We start from the raw sequence: 18634 nt of genomic DNA on the forward strand, positions 1-18634 counted from the left end.
ATGCGGACGTGGCTCAGCGGTAGAGCATCGCCTTGCCAAGGCGAGGGTCGCGGGTTCGATTCCCGTCGTCCGCTCCATCTTCATACGCGCCCTTAGCTCAGCTGGATAGAGCGTTTGACTACGAATCAAAAGGTCAGGAGTTCGAATCTCTTAGGGCGCGTTCCTTTGCCGGTGTGGCGGAATTGGCAGACGCGCGCGACTCAAAATCGTGAGGGAAACCGTGGGGGTTCGAGTCCCTTCACCGGCATCAAACAAGACAGGTTCATCAATGGCTTCGGCCGATGATGAACCTGTCTTTCTTTTATGCTCGATCAATGAGAGAATGAATAGTTTAGCTTATATTCCCTCGGACTCATCCCCGTGTATTTCGTGAAGACATGAGTGAAATAAGCAGGCGTTTCAATGCCTACGGCTACCGCAACTTCAAATACTTTATTTGCCGGATTCCGTAGTAATTTCTTGGCCTGTTCAATCCGGTACTTGTTGATGGAATCAATGATGGATTCCCCGGTTACTCGTTTATAGAGGCGGCTAAGATAGCTACTGTTGATATGGATGTGGTCTGCAATAATCTGCAGGTTCAGATTCTGGTTATAATGCTCTCTGATATATTTCTGGCATTCGATCACGATATAATTGGTTTGCTTGTCATTGGACGCCAAAGCCTCTGAACAGCTCTGAATCAAACGCTTTAGGATATCTGTCAACTGCTGGATATTTTTACTCTCCTGGATTTGCTTATACACGGTGGTTTGGCTTTCTGTGGGCTCCGAAACAAAGGGTTGGCTGGCAATCCGCAGACGGAAACAGTAAGAACTGACCGGCAGACAAGCTACCTTCACATTTTCAATCGGTTCTTGGTTGCTTTCTGTATCTCTCAAGCAGGTGGTCCAGCTCGTGGGTGGCCAACTCTTTTTGTCCACGTTGCAGATATTCGGCAATTTGATCTGCGACATGATGCGGAAGCGTAACGGGAGTGATTGCTTGGTTGGCATGTGGACTGTAGACGACGACAGGATTATCGCTGTAAAAGCTGCCCTTCAATGCTTCTCTAGCTTCGCGATAGGCTTGTGACAGCGTTAATACATCTCGATGCAGTGTACTGATGCCCATATTCAGACGATATCGTTGGAAATTGTTAGCCATGGCAAGAGCCTCATTGCAAATGGTGAGCAAGGATTGGATAGAAACGGCCGCGTCCTTGCCGTTCATGGACACGATAACGAGCAAGCTATTTTGTTCCATGGCTAAAGTATAGGACGGGCGATCCGTAATCTGTCCGTCACGATCGGCATTTGCGGATTCCCCCTTAAGCTCCCAGGTTCCTTCAAAAGGATCGGGAGAAGCGTTCTCCAGGACATAGGAGCTGGGATGTCCGTAACCAAAGTCATTCTCTGGGCCGGAAGAGAAATAAAGGTACCATTTGCTGTCCAATCGATAAATGTAGGGCCCCCAGACATAAAGCTCTGCCGATTAATATCGAATATTAATTGTTGACATCTTCACATAGGTCGCTATAATAGAAAAAGTGGCCCGATTTCTTAGATTGGGTAACCATTGATTTCGGGACGTAGCTCAGCTTGGTAGAGCACCTGGTTTGGGACCAGGGGGTCGCATGTTCGAATCGTGTCGTCCCGATTCGAATCAGCAGTCATCCTTTTAGGATGGCTGTTTTTGTTTAGGCGTTGAAACAACCTCGTTGGTTTCCCAATTGAATAAAGCTCCTTACTATCGGCCACAATAGAGACAAAAGTCCGATAGAAGGGGATAACCGTGAATATCTTCCAAATCAAAAAAAACTTCAAAAAACGATGGAGAAGATGGAGACGCGCCATATGGACCGCCAGCGCCTTTTGCCTGATTGCGGTGATGGCCTGGATGGGATTGCCATTATCCACACAAATGGAAAAGCTGATGGCCCGCGAGCCGATAGCTATCGAAACTTTAGGGAAATGGCAGGAAGCTGTCCCCACGGCCGATCACGAATGGTTATTGGACCTGGAGAAGGATAAGTCGCGAATCGTCCATTTGACGAAGATATATACCTGTGGTGAAGAAAGCAGCGTGCTCGGGATTATGACGCCGGAGGAAATCGCTGACTTGATGAAAGACCACCCTGCATGGGAAGGAAGACTGGGCGCAGGGGGCGATGTTTGGATTGAGGAAAAAATCGACGGCCTGTCCGATACCTGCAAAACGCGGGGGTACATCGGTTTGGACAAGGATGGGAATTTGACGTTATTTGACGGTCCGCCGAAGAAGGAAAAGGTGATCCGTACTTTTTTCCAGATGGATGTAGAGATGATGGAGAGCGCCTTGCCTGCGGAAGTGATTCAACAATTAAAGCAAGGGATTCGCATTCAGGATGAAGAAGAGTACAACAGCGTCCTGTCCACCTTCAGCGACTTTGCGATTGAGCCGTCGGAGCGGGTTATGCAGCAAAACGATGAGCAGTCGCAATGAGCAGCAGCCATACTGAAAACGGCCAAAGCAGCGCCCCCTTCCTATGCAAAGGAGGGAGGCGTTTTTTTACGTTGCATTGCACGGTACACCGGAGTTGACGAGGCCTTCCAATGTGGTACTATCTGAGAAAGAAGCTGCTAATTTTCATCGCAATGGAGGCTTTGTTTTGACTAACCTTGTCTCGGAGTGGGCGGAGTTCCGCTTCCCTATATATACGGCTGTCCAAATTCGTTCGTTATACGGCACTTCAAGCTTGCCGATGCACAAAATCCATGAAGAGTTTGCGGTGCTGATCGGCATTGCCGGCGGCAAGGCGGTTCTCGGAATCGAAGACCAGTCCTTTGAGCTTGCCGAAGGCACGGTTATATTGCTTCCGGCCGGAGCCCCTGCCGCGCTGATGACGGATTCCCAGGGGCCGCTGCACGCCTACAAGCTATCCATCGGCATCTCCGGGCCAACCGTATCTCAGTATGACGGCTCCATGAACCACGGCAGCGAGCTGATTGATGGTAAGAATGTGCGACTTTTTCCAAATGAACCGGGGATTGTGGCCATGCTGGAGGAATTGTACCTTTATCGTTCACCGGCTTATGAAGCCCGGCATGTCCAGAATCAACTGGTGTTTTATCGTGTGATTTTTGAGCTGCTGTCCCGAACGGGGACAACCGCTGCGGACATTGGGCAGCCAAGCATGGAGCGAAGCCTCGCCTATATGGAGAACCACTTTAAAGATAAAATCACCCGCGAGCAATTGGCCGCGATGGCGGGCGTAAGCAGTTCGCATTATTCTATTCTATTCAAACGGATTACCGGCTTCTCACCGCAGGAATACCTGTCGCGGCTGCGCGTTCACCGGGCCGTCGAGCTGCTGATCGGCGGTTCGGGCACGCTCCGGGAGATCGCGCAGAAGGTCGGCTACAAGGATGAATTTTACCTTAGCCGCCGCTTTAAACGGCAGACCGGGGTTTCGCCGACGGGATACCACCGCGTTTCTCCGCAGCGCGTGGCCGTCATGCTGACGCCTTATGCGAGCCATCTGCTGCTGCTTGGGCGGGAGCCGGCGCTCACGATTTCGGAGAACGGCGAGTATGTCCAAACCGCTGACCTGCCGCAACCGCAAACGATGAGATTTATCCATACGGACTGTACCTTCGAGCAGTTAAAGTCGGCGCTGCTGGATACCCAAGCGGACATGATTATCGCAGCGGGTCAGCATTTGCATCGGCATGGTTTGAATCCCGAGCAGTTGCGAGCCATCGCGCCTGTGGTAGATATTCCATGGATGGAGCTGGGCTGGAAGGAGCATCTTCGCTTGATCGCCCGGGCGATCAGGGAGAGCGATAAGGCGGAAGCGTGGCTGGCCGCATTTGAACAGGAGGAGATGTCGGCGCGCCAGCTTGTACGGCAATATGCGGCCGCGGGCGAAACCGTGGCGATATTGGTGCTTCGCCCGGAGGGGCTGCTCGTTTACGGCGCCCGCAATGTCGGGTACGTAATCTATCATTCGCTCGAGCTAAGGCCACCGGCCAAAGTGGAGCAGCTTATCAATAAGCTCGGTACGCCCTTTCATTCCATTCCCATCGAACCGGCGGAGTTAGCGGATTACGCGGGGGATCGCCTGCTCGTCATCGTGCTTCCCGACGCCAAAGGTTCAACCGCCCACGCTGACGCCGTGTTTCAGTCTCCGCATTGGAGAGAGCTTCCCGCCGTGCGGCACAACAAGGTGCATCAGCTGGACGTAGATGAATGGATCCCATACAATCCCGTGTCGATCCGGCTGCAGTTGCAACGTGCGATCGCGTTGTTTGCCGGCATTCAATAGTCCAAGCTTCTTTCCTAACAATAAGCTATGGTCTAGCAAAATGAGGCTGAATATAATGATTAATGAAAATGAAACTCATTATCAACTGAAATGCGGATTGATGCATAGCCATTGTAAAAGGGAGAGGGTCATCTTATGAGAAAGCTGTTTGTTCCAATCATATTGTCACTAGCGGTTATGTTGAGCGCGTGCGGTGGAAATCAAACCGATCGCACAGGTACTGGCGGGAATTCTTCCCCAGCGTCTTCCCAGGCTTCAAACGCGTCTGACTCCGGGACCATGACTTATGAATCCGAGAACGGGCCGGTCGAAGTTCCGGCCGATCCGCAGCGTGTCGTTGTCCTGACCCGGTTCCTGACGGGCAATGTGATGCTGCTGAATGTGCCGATCGTCGGAGCGGATGAAATGTCCAAGGAAAACCCTCAGTTTCAAGACAAGCTGAAGGACGTCGAGGCGGTTACGGACGAAAGTCTGGAGAAGATCATCGAACTGCAGCCGGACCTTATCATCGGACAGTCTGATATCAAAAACCTGGACAAGCTCAAGCAAATTGCGCCGACAGTTACTTATACGTACGGCAAAGTGGACTACTTAACACAGCAGCTGGAAATCGGCAAACTGCTGAACAAGGAAAAAGAAGCCCAAGCCTGGGTCGATGATTTCAAGGCGCGGACCAAACAAGCCGGTGAAGAGATCCAAGCGAAGGTCGGCGAAGGAGCGACGGTGTCGGTCATCGAGACGTTCAACAAACAGCTGTACGTGTACGGCTATAATTTTGGACGCGGCACCGAACTTTTGTACGGCGATCTGGGGTTTAGCTTGCCCGAGAAAGCCAAACAAGCCACGGAGAAAGAGGGCTTTTTCGCGGTATCGTCCGAAGTTTTACAGGATTATGTAGGGGACTATATTATTTTCAGCAAAAATGCCGACGAGGACAATTCCTTTCAGAATACACAGTCCTACAAAAATATCCCTGCCGTCAAAAACAACCGGGTATTTGAAGCCGATGCGAAAGCGTTCTACTTTAACGACCCGCTCAGCATGGAATACCAGTTGGACTTCTTCATTAAAAGTTTTCTCGGCAAATGATCAAGGCAACGATACCGATGAGAATTAAAATACGTTCGATTCCGTTTATTTACAAGCTTCTCGGCGGTGTGCTGCTGCTCGTCGCCGCCTTCGTAATATCGATGTGGTTCGGCGCGCAGGAAACGACGCCCCGCGAGCTGTGGCTGGCGCTAACTTCGACTGCCTCCGAAGGGAATATACTCACGCTGCAGGAAATCCGCTTGCCGCGTGAATTGGCCGCGATGCTGGTCGGCGCCGCGCTGGCGGCAGCCGGAGCGATCATGCAAGGGGTCACCCGCAATCCGCTCGCCGATCCCGGCTTGCTGGGGCTTACATCCGGCGCCAACCTGGCGCTTGCCATTATTTTCGCGAGCGTTCCGGGGATCAGTTATTTCGGCATTATGCTGGCTTGTTTTATCGGCGCGGCCGCAGGCGGCGGGTTGGTCATCGGCCTTGGCGCGGTACGCCGGGGGAAGCTGTCCCCCGTCCGCATCGTGCTTGCGGGAGCGGCCATTTCCACCTTCCTTCAAGCCGTCACAGAAGGCATCAGCTTAATGTTCAAAATTTCCAAGGACGTCTCTATGTGGACGGCAGGCGGTTTAATCGGGACTACTTGGGCACAAATTCAGGTGATAGCGCCGGTGATTGCAGCGGGGATCGCAGTGTCCATTCTGTATTCCGGACATTTAACGATTCTGAGTCTGAGCGACGAAGTGGCGGTAGGTCTGGGGCAAAAGCTCGCCCGAATCAAAGGGATTCTGTTTGCTCTGGTCATCCTGCTGACGGGGGCCGCAGTGGCGCTCGCCGGAAACCTCGCTTTCCTGGGGCTGATGATTCCGCATATCGTCCGCAAGGTTGTCGGTACCGATTATCGTTATATCCTGCCTTTTTCAGTGCTTGCAGGGGCGGCCTTCATGCTGCTGGCGGATACGCTTGCCCGGACTATCAACGCGCCTTACGAGACGCCTATGGCAGCGATCGTAGCTATGGCGGGCTTGCCGTTCTTCCTGCTTGTCGTGCGTAAAGGGGGCAAAACGCTATCATGAGTCCGTTAGCGCTTGTTCGGAAACAGCGTCTTATTTTGCTGATCAGCTGCGTGGCGATCGTCCTGACGGCTGTCGCCAGCATGGGATTCGGCTATTCGCCCCTGTCTTTCGACAGGCTGATCCCCGTGCTGCTAGGTCACGGCACGTTCAAAGAGGACTTCGTCCTGTTTTCCGTCAGACTGCCGCGGATTCTGATCACGTTGTTGTCGGGAATGGCCTTGGCGTTGTCGGGATCGATTCTGCAAAGCGTTACCCGCAACGATTTGGCCGACCCGGGTATCGTCGGCATCAATTCCGGGGCCGGCGTGGCGATCTCCGTGTTTTTTCTGTATTTTCCTATCGAGACGGGGGCGTTTGCCTATCTCCTGCCTTTTGTTGCGTTTATCGGGGCTTTGCTCACCGCCGTCCTCGTCTATCTGTTCTCGTACAGCCGGACCCGGGGGCTTGATCCCGTTCGCCTTGTATTGGTTGGAGTAGGCTTCTCCATGGCTCTGTCGGGGATTATGATCGTCATTATCTCCTCGGCGGAACGCGCCAAGGTGGATTTTATCGCCAAATGGATCGCCGGCAACATTTGGGGGACGGACTGGCCTTTTATCGGGGCCTTGCTCCCATGGCTGATCCTGCTTGTCCCGTTTACTTTGTTCAAATCCCGGCAGCTCAATCTGCTCAGCTTAAGCGAGACCTCGGCGATCGGCGTGGGCGTGCATCTGGAACGCGAGCGGCGGGTCCTAATCTTGGCCGCCGTCGCGGCTTCCGCATCGGCGGTTTCCGTCACCGGGGGCATCGCCTTCATCGGGCTGATGGCTCCGCATATCGCTAAAGCGTTGGTCGGACCGCGCAACCAACTGTTCATTCCCGTTGCCGTGCTGCTCGGCGGATGGCTGCTGCTCATCGCCGATACGATCGGCCGCAATCTGATCGATCCTGACGGGATTCCGGCCGGGGTTATGGCCTCGCTGCTCGGGGTGCCTTATTTTGCCTACTTATTGCTCAAGAAGTAGCGTTAAGCGCAAACAGAGAAGATGGCAACAGCCACTTCCTGCTTGCGCTTTTTTTGCATCCACCGATCCATACCTCTCTACAAACTTTTTCCTCAATGTACGCGATCTTTTGCTATAATAAAGTGAATACATATGTTCGCTTTACGCGGGACAGGGCTCCATCCAAAGGATCATGGAGGAGTTTAAGCAACGATTGGGGAGAGATGAGCCTTGCGTATACTTGGCATTGACCCCGGCATCGCTATTGTCGGGTTCGGATTTATTGATAAACAGGGGAGTAAGGTGACGCCGGTACAGTACGGATGCATCCAGACCGAAGCGCATACCCCGGAGGAAGAACGGCTTTTGCATGTCTACGAGGCCATGGTGCAGTTGATTGACAAATACAAGCCGGAGGCGGTGGCGTTTGAGAAGCTGTTTTTCAATCGGAACGTCACGACGGCGATGTCGGTCAGCCAGGCCAGGGGCGTGCTGGTCCTCGCTGCTGTCCAGAAAGGCTTGTCGATAGCGGAGTATACCCCGATGCAGGTGAAGCAAGCGATTGTAGGTTATGGGAAGGCGGAGAAACGTCAAGTGCAGGAAATGACGCGCATGTTCCTGAAGCTTCAGGCGATTCCGAAGCCGGACGACGTGGCGGATGCCTTAGCCGTTGCCGTCTGCCATGCGCATTCCTATACATTAAATTCTAAAATAAACGAGGTATTGCGTTCATGATCGATTTTTTACGAGGCCAGATTGCCCATTTGGAACAAGAATACGTTGTCTTGGATGTGCAGGGGGTAGGGTATCGGGTGTTTTGCCCCAATCCTTACGCTTTGGCCGCTAAAGGACAACAGGAAACGGTGACCCTATACACCCATCACCATGTCCGGGAAGATGCCATTCTGCTGTTCGGATTCCCGACCCGCGAAGAGCAGAAGCTGTTCCGCAAACTGATTGAAGTATCCGGCATTGGCCCGCGCGTAGCTCTGGGGATCTTAAGCGGCGGCAATCCGGACCATGTGGTGGCGGCGATCTATCAGGAGAATATCGCGTTTCTGACCAAGCTGCCGGGGATCGGCAAGAAGACGGCCCAACGGATGATTCTTGATCTCAAGGACAAGCTGGAGGGCGTCGGGGGGACCTTGTTTGACCCGGTGCCGGCTGATGTTGGAGAGGCGGGGCTGGATACCGGAACTCCGGGTTGGCCGGAGGCGCGGGAAGGACTGAAAGCGCTGGGGTATACCGAAGCGGAGCTGGACAAGGTCTGGCATCGCCTGAAGGACGAGGTTGCGCCGGACGAAGCGGTGGATTCCGTTATGAAAAAGGCGCTAAAGCTGCTGTACGCCGGCTAAGGATGAGGAGAGGAAAGGAGCTTAGCGCATGATGGAGGACCGGATCATATCCGCAAACTTAATGATGGAAGATCAGGCGGTGGAGTTAAGCCTGCGGCCGCGTTATTTGGCGGAATATATCGGACAGAATCAGATTAAGGAAAATTTACAAATCTATATCGAAGCGGCGAAAATGCGCAAGGAAGCGCTGGATCACGTGCTGTTGTACGGACCGCCGGGACTTGGCAAGACGACGCTGGCCAACATCATCGCCAACGAACTTGGCGTCAATTTGCGGACAACCTCGGGGCCGGCCATTGAGCGCCCGGGGGATTTGGCGGCTCTATTGACCAATCTGCAGGAGGGCGACGTCTTGTTCATCGACGAGATACATCGGCTGCACCGGACGGTGGAGGAAGTGCTGTATCCGGCGATGGAGGATTTCGCGCTCGATATCATGATCGGCAAGGGGCCGAGTGCACGGTCCGTTCGCTTGGACCTGCCGCCCTTTACGCTGGTTGGGGCCACAACACGAGCCGGGCTGCTGTCGGCACCGCTTCGCGACCGTTTCGGGGTGGTTAGCCGCCTTGAATTTTATAATATCGACGAACTCAGCTATATCGTGTCACGGGGGGCGGATATCTTCGGCATTGAAATGGTTGGGGATGCAGCAACGGAAATTGCGCTTCGTTCACGGGGCACGCCGCGAATCGCGAATCGGCTGCTGAAGCGGGTGCGCGACTATGCGCAGGTCCGCGGCGACGGCATGATTACGACGGATATCGCTAAAGAGGCGCTGCAATTACTGCAGGTTGACCCGATGGGGCTGGATTTAATCGACCATAAAATGCTGCGTGCCATGATCACAAGCTTCCGGGGCGGTCCCGTCGGACTCGATACCATCGCCGCGACGATCGGCGAGGAGAGTCAGACCATAGAGGATGTCTATGAGCCTTACTTGATGCAGATCGGATTTCTCCAGCGGACGCCGCGAGGACGCATGGTGACGCCGGCAGCTTATCAACATTTGGGTTTGCCGATACCGGAAACGCCTTAACCACTTTAACTTAGCCTATTGGCATCATGAGGAGGAGAAGCGGGTTTGAAACGTACAAGACGGACATTTTCGTTAGGCCGATGGGGAAAGGGAATTCTCGCCGGGTTACTGTTAGCCGGGGGGATTCACCTTCCGGCGGCGGCTGATCAATCGGATACCACACGCGTTCGCGTGGCTATGTACCTGGACCTCGGCAGCACTTATAAGTCAACAACACCGGCGGTGACCCTGAAGACGGCTGCGGCAGCGGAAGCGGGCTTTGTGGTCAACTCTGGATTGGAGCCTTGGCTGCAATTGGGAGCGGGAAATACGGCAAGGTTCAGCGTTAACGGTTATAAGGTCAAAGCGTTGGAATCCGCTGACTGGGGGGCGGTCTCCGCTGCCGTTAAGAAGCTGCAGGGAACGACGGATAAGCCGGTGGCTTACGCCGCAGATCAAGCAGCAGGAGGCACCCTTTATCGCGTATACACGGGTCCCTATGCCAGCGCTGCAGAAGCGCAAAAAGCAGCGGACCGGGTCAGCCAAACGTTGTCCGCTTCCTTAAAAGGGGCCAAGGCCGAAGCACGCGGGCCCTGGTATGTTAGTGCCGGCTCGTTTGCGAGTCAATCCGAGGCGGTAAGTTTAAGCCAGACGTTGAATGCACAGCATGCAGAGGCGGCTGCGGTTATGATCGGGCCGCAGCAGTATGCGGTATGGGTTGGAGGAGCTTTAAGCGCAGCGGAGCAAGCCGCGCTGCAAACCGAGTTGAGCGGGCTCTATCCCGCGTATTCTTGGGCTCCGGTCAACGAGACGGTACCCGCATTACTACTGCATCGTGATGTGACGCTAAACCTGGATGCCCCCGCCGGCGTTGATCATTACGAGCTCAGCGGGGAAGGCGCCACATTGTCCGTCCGGGATGACGGCAATTCCCCGATTCAGGTGGTGGAACGCTCAGGGCGCAGTTACCGGGGGGATTTTGAAATCAGCAAAGTGAACGGTCAACTGGCGCTCATCAATGAGCTGCCGTTAGAGCAATATCTATATTCCGTTGTTGCGGGCGAAGTTCCGTCGTCCTGGCCGCAGGAAGCTTTGAAAGCCCAGGCGGTTGCGGCTCGCAGCTATGCGTTGTACAATGCGGGACTCAACAAATTTAAGGTTGCCGGCCTCGTGGATACGACTTTAAGCCAAGTGTACAACGGTACGGAGAAGGAAGTGCCCAGCATCGTCCAGGCCGTGGATGCCACGGCGGGGGAGGTGCTGACAGCGGGCAACGGGCAGATCGTGGAAGGCATCTTCGCATCCAACAGCGGCGGTGTAACGGCGGATTCGACGGAGGTCTGGGGGAATGTGAATCCGATTTATTCCAGCGTGCCCAGCGACGGAGATGAATCGGCGCAAGCTTCCCTGAAGTCGTGGTATCAGGTTCTGCTGTCGAACGGAATAACGGGATATGTCCGGGAAGACAACACGACTTTAAATGGAACGACACCGGCCGGCTTGCAGAAGCTGACGGTGACGACCAGCAACGTTCTGGTCCGGAAGCTGCCGTTGATTCAATCGGAGGTGGATCCGGTTGCCAAGTTGAACCCGGGCGATCAGGCCATCGTATTGGACAAGGTGCCTGAATCCAGTTCCTACGCGTGGATTCGTGGACCTTTCAGCTCGGATGAGCTGGTGAAATCCCTGAAAGGCAAAACGACAACGGAAGCCCCGTCTTCGATCTCGAATCTGGAAATCACACAGCGCGGACCGTCTGGCCGAGTGACGCAGGTGAAGGCCGACGGCCAGCCGCTCGAGGTGAAATATGCGGACTCGTATCGCTCTGCTCTCGGCAGCTTGCCAAGCACCCTGTTTGATATCGTCCAAACCGGGCGGTATACTGTACAAGGTGCAGGAGGAACAACAGGAACAGGCACAGCCACGTCGTCCACGTCGATTCTGTCGGCTTCGGGCAAGACAACGGCGAACGGCAAGCTGGTCGTCATGAGCGGTGATCAGACGGCCCGCGTGGTTGACACTTCCAATCAGTTCGTCTTCGTTGGACGAGGAAACGGCCATGGCCTGGGGTTATCCCAGTGGGGAGCCAAAGGGTTGGCCGACGCCGGGTATGATTATCGGCAAATCTTGCAACACTACTACCAAAATGTGACTATCGTTAAGGAATGAATAAACCGATGAATGTGGATCTTTATGATTTCGAGCTCCCGGAGGAGCTGATCGCCCAAACGCCGCTGGTCGAGCGAAGCGCTTCGCGTCTGCTGACTTTAAATAAACAAACCGGGGAAATCCGGCATCATACCTTTTCCGATATTCTGGAGTATTTGCAGCCTGGCGATACGTTGGTGCTCAATGACACTCGGGTCATCCCGGCTCGCTTGTTCGGTGTTAAAGAGGATACCGGCGCCAAAGCGGAAGTGCTGCTGCTCAAAAATCTGGGCGAGGACCGATGGGAAGCCCTGGTCAAACCCGGGAAGAAGCTGAAGGCCGGTGCGGTTATCGTATTCAGCGAGGAGCTGCGTGCAACCGTGGAGTCCGAAGGAGAGATGGGCGGACGAGTGCTGCGGTTTGCTTATGAAGGGATTTTCAATGAAATTCTGGATCGACTTGGCCAGATGCCGCTGCCTCCTTACATTAAGGAGAAGCTGGATGACCGTGAACGTTACCAAACCGTGTATTCCAAACATGAAGGGTCTGCCGCCGCACCAACCGCAGGTCTGCACTTTACCGAAGATTTGCTGGAGCTGGTGCGGGCCAAAGGGGTAACCCTCGCTTTTGTTACGCTGCATGTCGGTCTGGGCACGTTCCGGCCGATGTCGGTGGATCGGGTTGAGGATCACGTCATGCACGAAGAGTATTATGTACTGCCTCAGGAAACGGCGGACATCTTAAATGAAACGAAAGCCAGAGGAGGCCGGGTTGTCGCCGTCGGGACTACCTCCGCGCGGACGCTGGAGACCGTAGCCCAGCAATGTGGGGACGGACCTATCGTCAAAAGCAGCGGGTGGACAGGGATTTTCATCTATCCCGGCTACTCATTTGGGCTGGTGGATGCGCTCCTCACGAACTTTCATCTCCCGAAATCGACGCTGGTTATGCTGGTCAGCGCCCTGGCGGGGCGGGAGCGGATCTTGAACGCTTATCAGGAAGCGATCCGCCTGAAGTACCGTTTCTTCAGCTTTGGCGACGCCATGTTCATTTACTAAAGAGGTATCCATTACGAGAAGAGGACGGTTGATCAGATTGGCAGCAGCAATAACCTATGAACATATCAAGACCTGCAAGCAATCCGGCGCCCGGCTGGGGCGCGTGCACACGCCGCATGGCTCGTTCGACACGCCGGTCTTTATGCCGGTTGGCACACAAGCGACCGTGAAAACGATGAGTCCGGAAGAGCTGAAGGAGATGGATGCCCGGATTATTCTGAGCAACACTTACCATCTCTTCTTGCGGCCGGGGCATGAGATCATTCGCGAAGCGGGAGGACTGCATAAATTCATGAACTGGGATCGCGCGATTCTGACGGACAGCGGCGGATTCCAGGTGTTCTCGCTCAGTGAAATGCGCAAAATCACGGAGGAAGGCGTGCACTTCCGGTCCCATCTGAACGGCGATAAACTGTTCTTGTCTCCGGAAGTGGCGATGGAAATCCAGAATGCGCTCGGCTCGGATATTATGATGGCATTTGATGAATGCCCGCCTTATCCGGCGGATTACGATTACGTGAAGAACTCGCTGGAGCGCACGACCCGCTGGGCGGAGCGCTGCTTGCAGAGTCATGCCCGTCCCCAGGATCAAGGGTTGTTTGCTATCGTTCAAGGCGGCATGTACGAGGACCTGCGCAAGCAAAGCGCCCGCGATTTGACTTCGCTGGATTTCCCGGGGTATGCTATTGGTGGACTGAGTGTAGGCGAGCCTAAGCCATTGATGTATGAGATGTTGGAATATACCGTTCCCCTGCTGCCGGCAGACAAGCCGCGTTATTTGATGGGGGTCGGATCGCCGGATGCGTTGATTGAAGGGGCGATTCGCGGAGTCGACATGTTCGACTGCGTGCTGCCGACCCGGATTGCCCGCAACGGCACAACCATGACCAGCCAAGGCCGGCTTGTCGTACGCAACGCTCAGTATGCCAATGATTTCGGACCGCTGGATCCCGAGTGTGACTGCTATACCTGCCGAAATTACTCCAGGGCGTATCTTCGCCACCTCATCAAAGCCGACGAGACATTTGGGCTGCGATTAACTACATACCATAATCTGCATTTCCTCATCAATCTGATGGGCAAAGTCCGTCAGGCGATTATGGACGATCGGTTATTGAGTTTCCGGGATGAGTTTTTTGAGCAGTACGGTCTGTTTGGCAATGACAAAGGATTTTAAACAGTTAGTTATCTTGGAAAGGGGGATAAGACATGTTCTTTCAGTATGCCGCACAGCCGCCGGCCGCCGGCAATTCGCTGATCACCATGATCATTCCGTTTGTTATCATGATTGCTGTTTTCTACTTTCTATTAATTCGCCCGCAGAAGAAGAAGCAGCAACAACGCAATACGATGCTGAATGCGCTGAAGAAAGGCGACAAGATCGTAACGATCGGCGGGTTGCATGGGACGATTATGGAACTGACCGACGATACGGTAGTGCTTCGCGTCAATGACGTAACCAAGCTGACGTTTGACCGCAGCGCGATCAGCCACGCGATCAAGGAGTCGGAAGGGTAATTTCCGATAAGCAAACCAAGCAAGAGCCTGTATGCTACAGGCTCTTTCGTATTATCAGGTTATCCAGTGTTTAAGGGGTAGCCGTTTTTCTTATGTCTTGATTCGGTTTAAGGCTTCCGGGCGGCGAAGAGTTCGCCATACGTTTCCCCCAAGCAAGGCCGATGGTTGAGGCTGAAACGGCTAGCACCACTCCCCCGATCATGTCCGTAACCCAGTGAATTCCCAAATAAAAGATCGAGAACAGAATGATGGCCGAACAGCAGGAAGCCATTAGGCCCCAGCGCCGGTTTCCTGAGCGCATTGCCAAAATGGCCATAGAGACGGAGACTGAGGTGTGCAGGCTGGGGAAACAGTTATCGAGACCGGACAAAGGGCGGTAAACCTTCTCGAAATCCGGGAAGACCTCCAGCATATAAAAAGAAGCGCCCGACGGAGAATACGACCATACCTCGTTTACGGGGAACAGCAAATAAAAAGGAAGCGCCACCACGTAATTCAGGATCACGGTACAACAGGTGGCGTACAGCAAAGGGAGTCGGTCGTCGGAAGCATAAATCCCCAGCGAAGCAAGAATAAGAGCTTGAAAAACGACTAAATAGAAGAAGGCGGCCACTTGGGTGACGGCTGGTGCATGAAACAGGCTTTGAAAGGAAGCGACAAAATGCCCCTCGATGCTTAAGATCCACGGGGTGAAATCCATATTGTAGGGAAATTGATTTTCCAGTAACAGTTCATATCTATTTAACAGCAGAACTCCGGCGGTCAACAGCGGAAGCCACAGCAAATGCCTTGATTTGATCAGTTGCCGAAACAATGAAATACCGGCATGCCAGGGCGAGCGAGACGTGTTGACCCCGATTAGGATTAGAACGGAGATTCCGGTCAGCCAGGAAATGCCGGACATGGAATAATACATGATACGAGAACGACCTCCTCATATGATGTCGGTTGGACTATGTCCAACTTATCATGAATGGAGGCCGCCGTAAAACCCGGTTTACTTGCGAACGAGATTCACTCCGATCATGCCGCCGATTGCCCCGATCACCAACCCGGGCAAGATTAATCCCCATTCCCGCAAGCCGAGCGACGTATCCATGGCCAAGAAGCTGATCAGCAACAAGAGCAGCACATACAGCGCTCCGGTCAGTGCCCCTTGATACCAGCCTTTCTCTTTTGCCCGTTTGCCGGAGACGATCCCCCCAAACAATACGGCAGCAGCGTGTACAAGATACGTGTATAACGTCATTTCATACTCTTCCAGCATGTCCCCTTGCAGCAATAAGGATAAAATCAAGGCACCGATCATCATCCACAAAAATCCATACCATAACCCGGCAACGGTGGGTTGGGACAAACGAACCCCGAAAATTCGCCGAATCAAATGCATTGCGCTCAACCTCCTGTCCTCCATGTCTTGACAGACGTTTTACCTCATTTTATGGTCAAGCTTCCCCGGATAGACCAGACTTGGCCAAAATTGAGCAAGGAAGAATATTGCAACCTTCCCGCATTTTAACCTGCGAAGCTTTCGCATGGATTAGGAGGGGGGCGGTCAGAATACCTATACCATGTTCTGTGCGAGCTTCTAACCAGAGGAGGGATTGGCGTGGTCGAGCATATGGCAAACCATATCTTCCGAACCGTCCTGATGTATTTCTTGGTGTTCGGAGTCATGCGTATTATGGGCAAAAGGGAGATCGGCGAATTGTCCATCTTCGATCTGGTTATATCGGTAATGATTGCAGAAATCGCTGTGTTTGCGCTGGAGGACATCAACCGGCCGATCTATGACGGAGTTGTTCCCATGCTTACGCTGCTGTTGATTCAGATCGCGATTGCAATGCTGTCGCTGCGTTTTCGTAAAGTGCGTTTGTGGTTTGACGGCAAGCCCAGCGTCATCATCCAGAACGGGCAAATCAACCGTAAAGAAATGCGGCGCCAGCGATACAATCTGGATGATTTGCTGATGCAGCTTAGATCCCAGAAAATCGACAGCGTCGCTGACGTCGAATTTGCCGTGTTAGAAACCACGGGGCAGCTGAGCGTGATTCCGAAGGAGAAATCCGGAGGTCAGGAAGGATCGCATCCCAAAAAGAAGGAAGCCCGTCTCTCCGCGAAAATCAAATACGAGGCGCTCCCGCTGCCGTTAATTATGGACGGCAAGGTAAACGACGATAACTTGAAGCAAATCGGAAAAACGCGCTTTTGGCTGAAAAATCAAATCCAATCGAAGGGCTTGACGGATTTTAAACAGGTGTTTTTTTGCAGCATCGATCATAAGGGCAAGCTATATATTAACGCGATCGACGAGAAGCAATAAGCCGCGGTTATCTTCGGAGCCACTTGCCGAGGACCGGGATCCGTTTCAGGTCCTGGAGATCGAACAATCCCATGATTCCGGCAAGAGCCAGATAAAGCAACCCGGACAGCAGAGCTGCCGTCAGGAATTGCCACCCCATTTGCGAGCTGATGACCAGGTGCTTGTAGAAGTAGTCCGCAGCGGCGGCCATAATGATCATTGCCGCGCTTACCTTAAGCATATCTAGATAAGGCAAGCGATAGCGAAGGGTCTTGGACACGCTGTACCCGTGCATGACAGTCACTACGATAAAGTTAATAATAATAGCGATAATTGCGCCGTAGATTCCTAGCGCCGGGTTGGAGGCAAGGTAGAAGATCAACGAAATCTTGATGATCGCCCCAACCAACGTGTTGATGAGTGCGCGCCCCGGTTTATCCAACGCTTGCAGCGTGGCCTGCAGCGGCGTCTGCACATACAGCAGAAGGGCAAACGGCGCCATAATTCTGAGCATCCCCCCGATGGTTCCGTCGTTATAAACGAGCCGGCATATCGGGTCGGCCAGGACAAACATGATCGCGGCGAACGGAGCGCCGGTGACCAGCGCAAGCCGCAAGGATTGATGAAGCCGCAGATGGATCGTCTTGACATCCCCGCGTGCCTGCGCCTCGGCTAAGGAGGGGACCAGGGACACTGCAAGCGAGGAAGTTAAGGCTCCGGGCAGCAGCAGAAGCGGAATGATCATCCCTTGCAGCGCCCCGTATTGGGAGGTGGCTACACCAACGCTTATGCCCGCGATCGCCAGGCTTCGCGCCGTCGTAATCGACTCCAGTAGGTAGGATAGGGAACCAACCAGGCGGCTGCCCGTGACCGGTATCGCGATGCGCAGAATACGGCGCAACGTTGCTGCGAAGGGATTAGCCGTTTCATTTTCAGCAGAATGGTCAGGATCGGGGGATTCCGACATGGCGCTCTGGAGGGAGTTTGCCGACTGCTCCCGGCGTTGCAATCGCCGATATTGCCACAGCAGAACGCCCATTCCAACTACCTCGCCGGCCACGACGCCAAGCATCGCCCCTGCGGCTGCATAAGCAATTCCCATGGGCAACAGCAGATAAGAAAACCAGAGGACGCCGATGATGCGGGCAACCGTCTCCAAGATCGAGGAGACCGCCGAAGGAATCATATCCTGCTTCCCTTGGAAATATCCGCGGTAGACCGACGAGACCGCCACAATTACAATCATGGGGCTCATGGCGATAAACGTATGATAGACACGTGGATCGGTCAGGATATACCGGGTCACCCAAGGGGCGCCAAATAAGCAGAGAAATGTAAACAAAAATCCGGCTGCCGTCGTAAACACCAAGCTTGTCCGTAAAATCGACACCGAACGGTCGGGTTTGCCTGAAGATTCGGCTTCGGCCACCAGTTTCGCTACCGCAAGCGGAATACCGCCGGTGATCATCGTGACCAGCACGAGAAAAAACGGATACCCCAGTTGATACAGCCCAACCCCTTCGGCCCCGATCACGCGGGGCAGCATGATGCGCGGAATGAAGCCCAGGAGGCGGTTTACGATCCCTGCCACCAATAGAATCATCGTACCCTGGATAAAGGTTTGTTTATTCAATCGAAACTCCACTCCCCCGGCAGCAGTCCATTGCTTCTAATCGATGCGGCAGCTGCCTAATAAACTCGTAAGCAAGGCCCGTACAACCTCTCTCTTCATGGATATGACAGACCTGTCCCGGTTCATGACTCGTCTTTTTTGCAAGATTCCCAAATGGAAGAACTCTTCTAAGCAGGATTCGGAGATTTAGGGTAGAATGTAATAAGACGGGTTTTCTAAGGAG

Annotated in this window: 18 protein-coding genes and 4 tRNA genes; 17 read left to right on the top strand and 5 right to left on the bottom strand. The window is 53.7% G+C overall.

Going from position 1 to position 18634, the window contains the following annotated elements; genetic code table 11:
* Window positions 1-2 precede the first annotated feature (2 nt).
* The 3 genes from BN3795_RS10265 (at window position 3) to BN3795_RS10275 (ending at window position 247) form a co-directional block, all read left to right on the top strand.
* Window positions 3-77, top strand: a tRNA-Gly gene (locus tag BN3795_RS10265).
* Window positions 78-86: 9 nt separating this feature from the next.
* Window positions 87-160, top strand: a tRNA-Arg gene (locus BN3795_RS10270).
* A 7-nt stretch (window positions 161-167) separates the two neighbouring features.
* Window positions 168-247: transfer RNA gene (locus tag BN3795_RS10275), tRNA-Leu, on the top strand.
* A 64-nt stretch (window positions 248-311) separates the two neighbouring features.
* Here BN3795_RS10275 and BN3795_RS25050 read toward each other — a convergent pair.
* Together BN3795_RS25050 and BN3795_RS25530 are read right to left on the bottom strand one after the other, a co-directional pair.
* Complete coding sequence (locus BN3795_RS25050; protein ID WP_198524690.1) at window positions 312-881, bottom strand: helix-turn-helix transcriptional regulator; 570 nt, start codon at window positions 879-881, stop codon at window positions 312-314.
* Window positions 847-1434 (bottom strand): hypothetical protein, encoded by a 588-nt coding sequence (locus tag BN3795_RS25530; RefSeq protein WP_068784607.1) that lies wholly within the window; start codon window positions 1432-1434, stop codon window positions 847-849. The genes BN3795_RS25050 and BN3795_RS25530 overlap by 35 nt, the downstream gene beginning before the upstream one ends.
* A gap of 130 nt (window positions 1435-1564) precedes the next feature.
* Between BN3795_RS25530 and BN3795_RS10290 the strand changes: the two genes are divergently transcribed.
* The 13 genes from BN3795_RS10290 to yajC all read left to right on the top strand — a co-directional run bounded on the left by BN3795_RS10290 (window position 1565) and on the right by yajC (window position 14476).
* Window positions 1565-1638: transfer RNA gene (locus tag BN3795_RS10290), tRNA-Pro, on the top strand.
* Window positions 1639-1773: 135 nt separating this feature from the next.
* Complete coding sequence (locus BN3795_RS10295) at window positions 1774-2463, top strand: BofC C-terminal domain-containing protein (protein WP_068784608.1); 690 nt, start codon at window positions 1774-1776, stop codon at window positions 2461-2463.
* 166 nt (window positions 2464-2629) lie between these two features.
* The gene (locus tag BN3795_RS10300) at window positions 2630-4285 is read left to right on the top strand and encodes an AraC family transcriptional regulator (RefSeq protein ID WP_068784609.1); all 1656 of its coding nucleotides are present in this window, start codon (window positions 2630-2632) and stop codon (window positions 4283-4285) included.
* A 135-nt stretch (window positions 4286-4420) separates the two neighbouring features.
* Window positions 4421-5374 (top strand): iron-hydroxamate ABC transporter substrate-binding protein, encoded by a 954-nt coding sequence (locus BN3795_RS10305; protein WP_068784610.1) that lies wholly within the window; start codon window positions 4421-4423, stop codon window positions 5372-5374.
* Window positions 5375-5391: 17 nt separating this feature from the next.
* The gene (locus tag BN3795_RS10310) at window positions 5392-6399 is read left to right on the top strand and encodes a FecCD family ABC transporter permease (RefSeq protein ID WP_068785334.1); all 1008 of its coding nucleotides are present in this window, start codon (window positions 5392-5394) and stop codon (window positions 6397-6399) included.
* Entirely contained in the window at window positions 6396-7403 is a 1008-nt protein-coding gene (locus BN3795_RS10315) for a FecCD family ABC transporter permease (protein WP_068784611.1), read from the top strand. The genes BN3795_RS10310 and BN3795_RS10315 overlap by 4 nt, the downstream gene beginning before the upstream one ends.
* A gap of 210 nt (window positions 7404-7613) precedes the next feature.
* Window positions 7614-8117, top strand: a complete 504-nt coding sequence (gene ruvC, locus BN3795_RS10320; protein ID WP_068784612.1) for a crossover junction endodeoxyribonuclease RuvC — start codon at window positions 7614-7616, stop codon at window positions 8115-8117.
* A complete protein-coding gene (gene ruvA, locus BN3795_RS10325) occupies window positions 8114-8737 on the top strand; it encodes a Holliday junction branch migration protein RuvA (RefSeq protein WP_068784613.1) in 624 nt (207 codons plus the stop codon). Before ruvC ends, ruvA begins: the two co-directional genes overlap by 4 nt.
* A 31-nt stretch (window positions 8738-8768) precedes the next feature.
* On the top strand, window positions 8769-9773 hold the full coding sequence (ruvB, locus tag BN3795_RS10330) for a Holliday junction branch migration DNA helicase RuvB (RefSeq protein WP_068785335.1): 1005 nt from the start codon (window positions 8769-8771) through the stop codon (window positions 9771-9773).
* A gap of 45 nt (window positions 9774-9818) precedes the next feature.
* Complete coding sequence (locus tag BN3795_RS10335) at window positions 9819-11921, top strand: SpoIID/LytB domain-containing protein (RefSeq protein ID WP_198524691.1); 2103 nt, start codon at window positions 9819-9821, stop codon at window positions 11919-11921.
* 8 nt (window positions 11922-11929) lie between these two features.
* Window positions 11930-12958, top strand: a complete 1029-nt coding sequence (gene queA, locus BN3795_RS10340) for a tRNA preQ1(34) S-adenosylmethionine ribosyltransferase-isomerase QueA (protein ID WP_068784614.1) — start codon at window positions 11930-11932, stop codon at window positions 12956-12958.
* Between the two features lie 37 nt (window positions 12959-12995).
* Window positions 12996-14135, top strand: a complete 1140-nt coding sequence (gene tgt, locus BN3795_RS10345) for a tRNA guanosine(34) transglycosylase Tgt (protein WP_068785337.1) — start codon at window positions 12996-12998, stop codon at window positions 14133-14135.
* Window positions 14136-14167: 32 nt separating this feature from the next.
* Entirely contained in the window at window positions 14168-14476 is a 309-nt protein-coding gene (yajC, locus tag BN3795_RS10350; protein WP_068784615.1) for a preprotein translocase subunit YajC, read from the top strand.
* 70 nt (window positions 14477-14546) lie between these two features.
* Here yajC and BN3795_RS10355 read toward each other — a convergent pair whose 3' ends face one another.
* Together BN3795_RS10355 and BN3795_RS10360 are read right to left on the bottom strand one after the other, a co-directional pair.
* Window positions 14547-15392, bottom strand: a complete 846-nt coding sequence (locus BN3795_RS10355; RefSeq protein WP_068784616.1) for a phosphatase PAP2 family protein — start codon at window positions 15390-15392, stop codon at window positions 14547-14549.
* A gap of 81 nt (window positions 15393-15473) precedes the next feature.
* A complete protein-coding gene (locus tag BN3795_RS10360; RefSeq protein WP_068784617.1) occupies window positions 15474-15866 on the bottom strand; it encodes a TIGR04086 family membrane protein in 393 nt (130 codons plus the stop codon).
* A 231-nt stretch (window positions 15867-16097) separates the two neighbouring features.
* Between BN3795_RS10360 and BN3795_RS10365 the strand changes: the two genes are divergently transcribed.
* Window positions 16098-16799 carry a DUF421 domain-containing protein gene (locus tag BN3795_RS10365; protein ID WP_068785338.1) on the top strand — a complete coding sequence of 234 codons (702 nt, stop codon included), beginning with the start codon at window positions 16098-16100 and terminating at the stop codon, window positions 16797-16799.
* Between the two features lie 7 nt (window positions 16800-16806).
* On the opposite strand, the gene spoVB is transcribed toward BN3795_RS10365, so the two are convergent.
* Window positions 16807-18411: a stage V sporulation protein B gene (gene spoVB / locus BN3795_RS10370; RefSeq protein ID WP_068784618.1), complete on the bottom strand. Its 1605-nt coding sequence runs from the start codon at window positions 18409-18411 to the stop codon at window positions 16807-16809.
* Window positions 18412-18634 lie beyond the last annotated feature (223 nt).

The organism is Paenibacillus phocaeensis, assembly GCF_900021165.1.
In the GTDB taxonomy this organism is placed as follows: domain Bacteria; phylum Bacillota; class Bacilli; order Paenibacillales; family Paenibacillaceae; genus Fontibacillus; species Fontibacillus phocaensis.